Genomic DNA, 5,919 nt, shown 5'->3' with positions numbered 1-5,919 from the left:
AGGGGAGCGCGCGCCCGTCTCCCCCTCCCCCCCGCTTTTTTTTTCTTTTGGCGAGGAGAATACATACATAGAGGATGGGGGGGAGAAGATGGGGAGGAGGCGCGCGACCCTATTCAAAGGACGCTACTCATTGCCCGAGTACGGGCAATGAGCCTCCAGCGTCAGCCCAAAAAAAGAATAGGAAGATCACGGGCATCCGCCCGAGATACATCTCGCTAGGGCTCGGCAGACAGCTTAGGTCGCGTGATTGTGCCTTTGGCACGCACGCGACTCCCCTGGGGGGGAGGCTAGACACCTCCCCCCCAAGCGCTTGCGGAAGTCCTCAGCGCTCCCACCCCCCACACCCGAGAAGTGCAAAAGCCGAGCAAGTATACAAGGTATGAAAGACACGATGTCGGGTCTGCCTTCCTTTCAGCACTGCCCCAGCGAGATGTATCTCGGGCAGTCCCACCTCTCCCCCTGCCCCCTCTCCGCCCTGCGGAGAGGGGGAAAAATTCGCAAAAAGTGAAAAATACTTTTTGCGAATAAAGTCAAGCGTTTTTCATTACACCACGAAAAACGCATTTTGTTTTTGTTTTTGTATTTTAAAGGTTTTTTGAGTTTATCCACAGCTTTTTGCACATATAGCCCTTTGACAGTTTTAAAAACAATTATTACACTTCGCTAGCGAGTGGCGCGTAGCCAAAAGCGCAACGACGCGAGCGAGCGAAGTTAAATTAAATCCCCCCCCTCCGCCCCGGGTACACTATTTTAAACTTGACAAAGTTTTTTTTATATAGTGTACTTTTTTTTTCGCCTTTTTTTTAGTAGACATTTGCAATTATATTTTTTATTATTAGAGACATGAGCGAAAATTTTAAAAAAGCATACGTGCATATTTTAAGTATTTTATTCACAGCATTGATATCAGCAGGGATCGCATTTCTCCAAAATATTCTAAACACAAAGGGTGTACATTGCGGAGAGAATCTTAATCCAGTAGACACAGGCGCTATAGGGTCGGTTGTAGCAGGCGGAAAAATCGCATTAGAAAGATTTAAAAATTTTAAAGTATAAAACAAATATGTCAAACGGATATTTTAAAGAGGAGGAGGTAGCAGGTTTAAATCCTGTATTAGTAAGAATGTTAAATAGAGCAAGAACTTTTGCAGGTATACCTTTTATAGTCACATCAGGTTTGAGAACACCCGAAAAAAATGCAGAGGTAGGAGGCAAAGAAGACTCTGCACATTTGACGGGGCTAGCGTGCGATATTCAATGCACAAACAACGAAGAGCGTGCAAACATCATGAAAGGGGCAATTTTTGCGGGATTTAAGCGCATAGGGATCGGAAAGGGGCATATTCACTTAGATATAGACCACGAAAAGCCATATCCTCGTATTTTTATAGAAGAATAACTATAAATAAAAAAAAACACTCCGCAAGGAGTGTTTTTTTTGTATCCGTATTGTACTAGACAGTCAAGTGCACATCGTCACCGAATGAATCAACAGCACCTCCGTTCGTTGGGGTCAAATAACCACCACCGACAGTGATACCGAGATAAGTCGTTGCGAAATATGCGAGCATGAAAAGCTGTTCTCCAGCAGTATGAGTATCTCCAGATTTATCCACGTAAGCGGACAAACCAATAGCTGTCGCAGTAGATTGGTAGTAACCTGTAATAGTACCAGAGAGACCAGCGTAAGCTGTTACTCTTGCACCGAAAGCAGGGTACATGACCTTCTGCAACCAAGATATCCAAGACTGACCAGATGGAGCACCATCACGAGCGGCGACGAAGAATGGTGAACCCACTCCCGCCATATCAGCGAATGATGTCAAAACTGCAGTACACGCCTTAGCGAGAGTACCAAGAATTGAACGAACAGCTTCTTGTCCTGAAGTACTAGGGTTTGATGGGATAACACGCAGTCTCATGTAAGGGCGACCCTTCCACTTTGAAGCTGTAAGTGTTTTTCCAAAAGTACCCGAAGCATCGAGAGACATGAATGGACCGTTAACTTTAGCCATGATATTTTTGCAAAATTATTTATAAAAATGCTTTCTGCCGACGATTTAATTAAGATCAGAAAACAATAAAACTATACACACATATATTGTAACAGAGAGTAGAAAAACTTGTCAAGCTCTATTTTAAGCGTGCTCTCGCAAGTACTGTTTTAAGAATAAATTAGCCCCAGTCATTTGCAATTTCTTTGCTCGTTTTATATAGGGCTCTTTTTGAGGAGCAGATAGAGCGCCCCAAGCAGTCATTGCATCAGCGAACGTAGCACGCCATGCTTGTTGTGTCGGAGTTTGAGGATTAGTCGGTCTATAAAATTTCATACGCGAAATATACGGCTTTCCAAAGTAATATTTTTTGGAGTAAATGCCACAAAACCAGTTATAGAAACCAAACCAATTCCAGCCGAAAGCTATACGTCCAAAACCCCCAGAGCGTCCAAATTTTCCTCTAGCATCGAGTGACCTTAGTTTTCCAAGTTTACCAGTGTGCATTTTTTTTTAAGCAAATACTTTTACTAAAATATATATAAATCCTGCAGGCAATACACCTGCCTCATCCCAATCAAAATAAACTTTTGTAGAATCGTAATAAACACGAGCTTTTTGATACGCATCCCCTATGGTATTTCCAACTTCAAAACGTACCCCCTCAAAGTTATCAGTCCAGTTAATAGGATTGTCGTTTATACGCATACCGACATTTTTAGCCTCGTAGTCATCTATCCATCCTTCACACATCACCGACTGAACATCGTCAGTAACCCAACGACCAACAATCTCAACACGAGAAGGAGTAACGCCCAAAGTGTGATCATAATCTTCAATACCAGGCGTTGCATCACCACTCATAGTAATCACAAATGTTTGAGGAGGTATAACTGAAGAGCCAAAACTTTGTATCCATTCAACAAGCGTAGAGTATGGATTTGCACCATAATCGCCAATAATATCAAGTATAAAGTCAAAATTAGTATTCATATCAGTTTGAACAGCAGTAATCCACTCAACAAAAGTCGGAAATGGCATACTCGTAAGATCTCCTAAAGTATCAAAAATAAGGTTTATATTGTCAGTAGCAATAGAATCAACAGCATTTATCCAATCCGTAATACTAGGAAATCCAGCGAGCCACCAGTCGCCAAGAGCAGAATGTAAATCCCCCAAATCACTCAAAGTATAATCTTGAAAAAGTGCTATCCAATCAGTGAAAGAATCATATCCGTATGGAGTATAGTCTCCTAAAGCTGTTTCTATTGCTGTAATTTCAGCGCCTAAATTCTGAAAATCTTCCGAGAAAAAATCGCGCTTTTTATCAACATCATATAAAATACCTGGCAGATTTTCAGTTTCTCTTGCTTCAAATATACCCGTTGGATATTCTGCAGTCATTTTATTTTGCAGTTTTTAAATCACAAAAAAATTTTCCGAAATATACAAAAAAGTAACCGACAATATAGAATGGTAAAGCGATTACAAATCGTATAACACGAATAAATAAAACAATTAAGCCCCCCAAAGATTTTTGTTTCATGTAATTTTTACAAACCGAATAAATTATTAAAATATTGCACAAAGCCGTTATTTAAATCCGCCATCGTGACAAAGATACTTGCCTCATGATTGGAGCTAAACGCCCGCTGTGTGTAATTATGCGACCCTATAATTATACGCTTATTATCGACAATAAGCAATTTTGTGTGGAGTATATTTTTGCTATGTAAGCGCCTAGCATAACAACCTAAAGTTTTTAAACTGTCAACAACTCCGTCATTCTGCACAAGACAACGCACATTTACCCCTCGAGCACACGCTCGAGCAATCGCAGAATTAAATAAGGAAACTGCATTTGCAGGATCATGTTTATAAAAACGCCAGTCGAATACAATAATGTCAATACTGTGCAAAGCACTATCTATAAGCGGTATTACGACCTTAGGAAACTGGTTTGAAATAATTGGCAACGGTTCATATTCCATATATTTTTTTATTGAAACAATTTAAAAAGACCTCTAATAATAGCACATATTATGAGAACTATTGTCAAATAATATAAAATTTCAACAGTGATTTTTTTCATTTTTTTTAAATAAAATTTAACTAATAATAATTTTTATAAGCCCTCAAAATAAACATTTAAGTTTGCAATACCAATGTTTGCAGTAGAAGAAGAACCGCGATTGATTTGCGAATAAATACTTGTCTCATCGTCTTCAATATCAATAGAGTATGAAGTATTTAAAACCTCAACGCCCGATACAAATACCTGAATTGTTCCTGCATTTGCATCATAATGAAATCTAAATCTTTTACCATAATCTAAATTTATTGCAGTCCAAGAAGTATATTGCCATGTGCCCGAGAAGTAGCCAATTCTATAAAAGCCCTCTTTTGTTTCAATTCTTCCCCAACCAAAAGTAAAGAGTCCTTCCCATGAGCCGGAAGAGCCACCAGACATCAAAATAAAATCAACGACACTTTCGCCATCAGCATAGCCCGAATCGTACGGGTTAAAATCAGAAAATTGATAAGTACCATCGCCCGAAAAAGGGGATTGTTGTTCAATAATTAAATAAGGCGTCGCCTCAGAGCCATCACAATTATCAATGCGACCCACTTGGTACGGCAAGACAGGTATGAAAACAAAACTAGCAGAAGAAGAAAATTTATCAGCAACAATACTTTGAGCAGGATGATCTATAATTTCATTTGTCTTGTGTTGCTCCAAACTTTCGCCAACGCCTAAATGCGCCTCGGGGTCAGACTCGTGTTCAGAAATCATTTGTGCGATACGTTCTTCAATTAGTTGTGGGTCTACCTGACTTTTTGGTAGCATACCCCATGTAGGATCAGCCATACTTTTAATTATAGGGCAAAAAAGAAAAACAAGCAAGATTAAAAGTTTAAGGATTTTCATGATATACAGAACGATATTGCGCCCCATCGGGGATAGTTTCAGCACCCCAGTTTTTAGGTATTTGAAAAAATGCTTTTGTAAAGCTAGTTTGTATACTATTACAAAAAGGATCACGCGCCCAATTTAAACCAGTATGCACAATTTCCACGTTATCAAAAAGCAAAGTTCCCTGTGCATCATTTATTTCAACAAAAGCTGTATACCCACGAAATTGCCCAAGCACTCCAGATATAGATGCAGTTTTTCTTTCCCAAGCATGTGATAAATCAAATTCTATTTCACAAGTATTTTCAATCGTGCGACCTTGATAGTTTGAATAAACAATAACAAAAAATCTTGCTCGTGGGTTACTACCAGCCGAAACTAAATCGCTAAAATATGAAATTGCCAAGTCAACAGGCAACGAAAGATTTTCTTCAACTAATTGCGGGATGTATTGCGAACGAGTACCAGTAACTTTTTTATTTATATAATAGCTCTGCGGATGTAATTGTAAAATCGTCAAACCAATGGCCGGCGCTTCAATCGTTATGCGACCCACACGACTTTGATACAGCGTGTTTGGCGTAGCATATCCACTCAAACTATTTGCAATTCTAATTGCTGTATCTTGCACAAAGTTTTTCCAACCAGTCATTTTACTTTCAGCGCCCGACAAATTCCACGCCATTTTTTCTGCATCACTAAATCCAGCCCAAACGGGTGAAAGTGACACCATCAAACTTTTTTGTGTGAGTCCTTTCTTACGGTAGCGGGACGTGAAAAGTCTTTTGACTTTCACGTGCGGAAGAATAAAGCGGTCACCGCTTTGGATCACTTTATTATAAGACAAATCTAATCCGTCGGGGATAGTGATATACGATGTTTTTGCCATAAAATAATTATAGTAAATCAAATGCAAAATTTCAATGGAAGGCGCTTACGCGCCTGCGTTTAAGAGTCTCGCCAAAAGAAAAAAAAAGCGGGGGGGAGGGGGAGACGGGCGCGCGCTCCCCT

At 39.8% G+C, this 5,919-nt stretch carries 8 protein-coding genes; 2 read left to right on the top strand and 6 right to left on the bottom strand.

What is annotated here, in order from left to right:
- Window positions 1–843: 843 nt before the first annotated feature.
- Both V4538_17720 and V4538_17715 read left to right on the top strand, forming a co-directional pair.
- The gene (locus V4538_17720; GenBank protein MES2382891.1) at window positions 844–1,056 is read left to right on the top strand and encodes a hypothetical protein; all 213 of its coding nucleotides are present in this window, start codon (window positions 844–846) and stop codon (window positions 1,054–1,056) included.
- Window positions 1,057–1,063: 7 nt separating this feature from the next.
- Window positions 1,064–1,399, top strand: a complete 336-nt coding sequence (locus V4538_17715; GenBank protein MES2382890.1) for a D-Ala-D-Ala carboxypeptidase family metallohydrolase — start codon at window positions 1,064–1,066, stop codon at window positions 1,397–1,399.
- A gap of 55 nt (window positions 1,400–1,454) precedes the next feature.
- On the opposite strand, the gene V4538_17710 is transcribed toward V4538_17715, so the two are convergent.
- The 6 genes from V4538_17710 to V4538_17685 all read right to left on the bottom strand — a co-directional run bounded on the left by V4538_17710 (window position 1,455) and on the right by V4538_17685 (window position 5,797).
- Window positions 1,455–2,015, bottom strand: coding sequence for a hypothetical protein (locus tag V4538_17710; GenBank protein MES2382889.1), 561 nt, complete (start codon window positions 2,013–2,015; stop codon window positions 1,455–1,457).
- Between the two features lie 123 nt (window positions 2,016–2,138).
- A complete protein-coding gene (locus V4538_17705; protein ID MES2382888.1) occupies window positions 2,139–2,501 on the bottom strand; it encodes a hypothetical protein in 363 nt (120 codons plus the stop codon).
- A 6-nt stretch (window positions 2,502–2,507) separates the two neighbouring features.
- Window positions 2,508–3,398, bottom strand: a complete 891-nt coding sequence (locus V4538_17700) for a hypothetical protein (protein MES2382887.1) — start codon at window positions 3,396–3,398, stop codon at window positions 2,508–2,510.
- Window positions 3,399–3,547: 149 nt separating this feature from the next.
- Entirely contained in the window at window positions 3,548–3,985 is a 438-nt protein-coding gene (locus V4538_17695) for a phospholipase D-like domain-containing protein (GenBank protein ID MES2382886.1), read from the bottom strand.
- 134 nt (window positions 3,986–4,119) lie between these two features.
- Window positions 4,120–4,863, bottom strand: a complete 744-nt coding sequence (locus tag V4538_17690; protein ID MES2382885.1) for a hypothetical protein — start codon at window positions 4,861–4,863, stop codon at window positions 4,120–4,122.
- 46 nt (window positions 4,864–4,909) lie between these two features.
- Entirely contained in the window at window positions 4,910–5,797 is an 888-nt protein-coding gene (locus V4538_17685) for a hypothetical protein (protein ID MES2382884.1), read from the bottom strand.
- Between the last annotated feature and the right edge of the window lie 122 nt (window positions 5,798–5,919).

Source organism: Bacteroidota bacterium, assembly GCA_040388375.1.
GTDB lineage: Bacteria > Bacteroidota > Bacteroidia > UKL13-3 > UKL13-3 > JAAFJM01.
The sequence above is the reverse complement of the archived record's forward strand: the minus strand, read 5'-3'. Positions and strand labels throughout refer to the sequence as shown.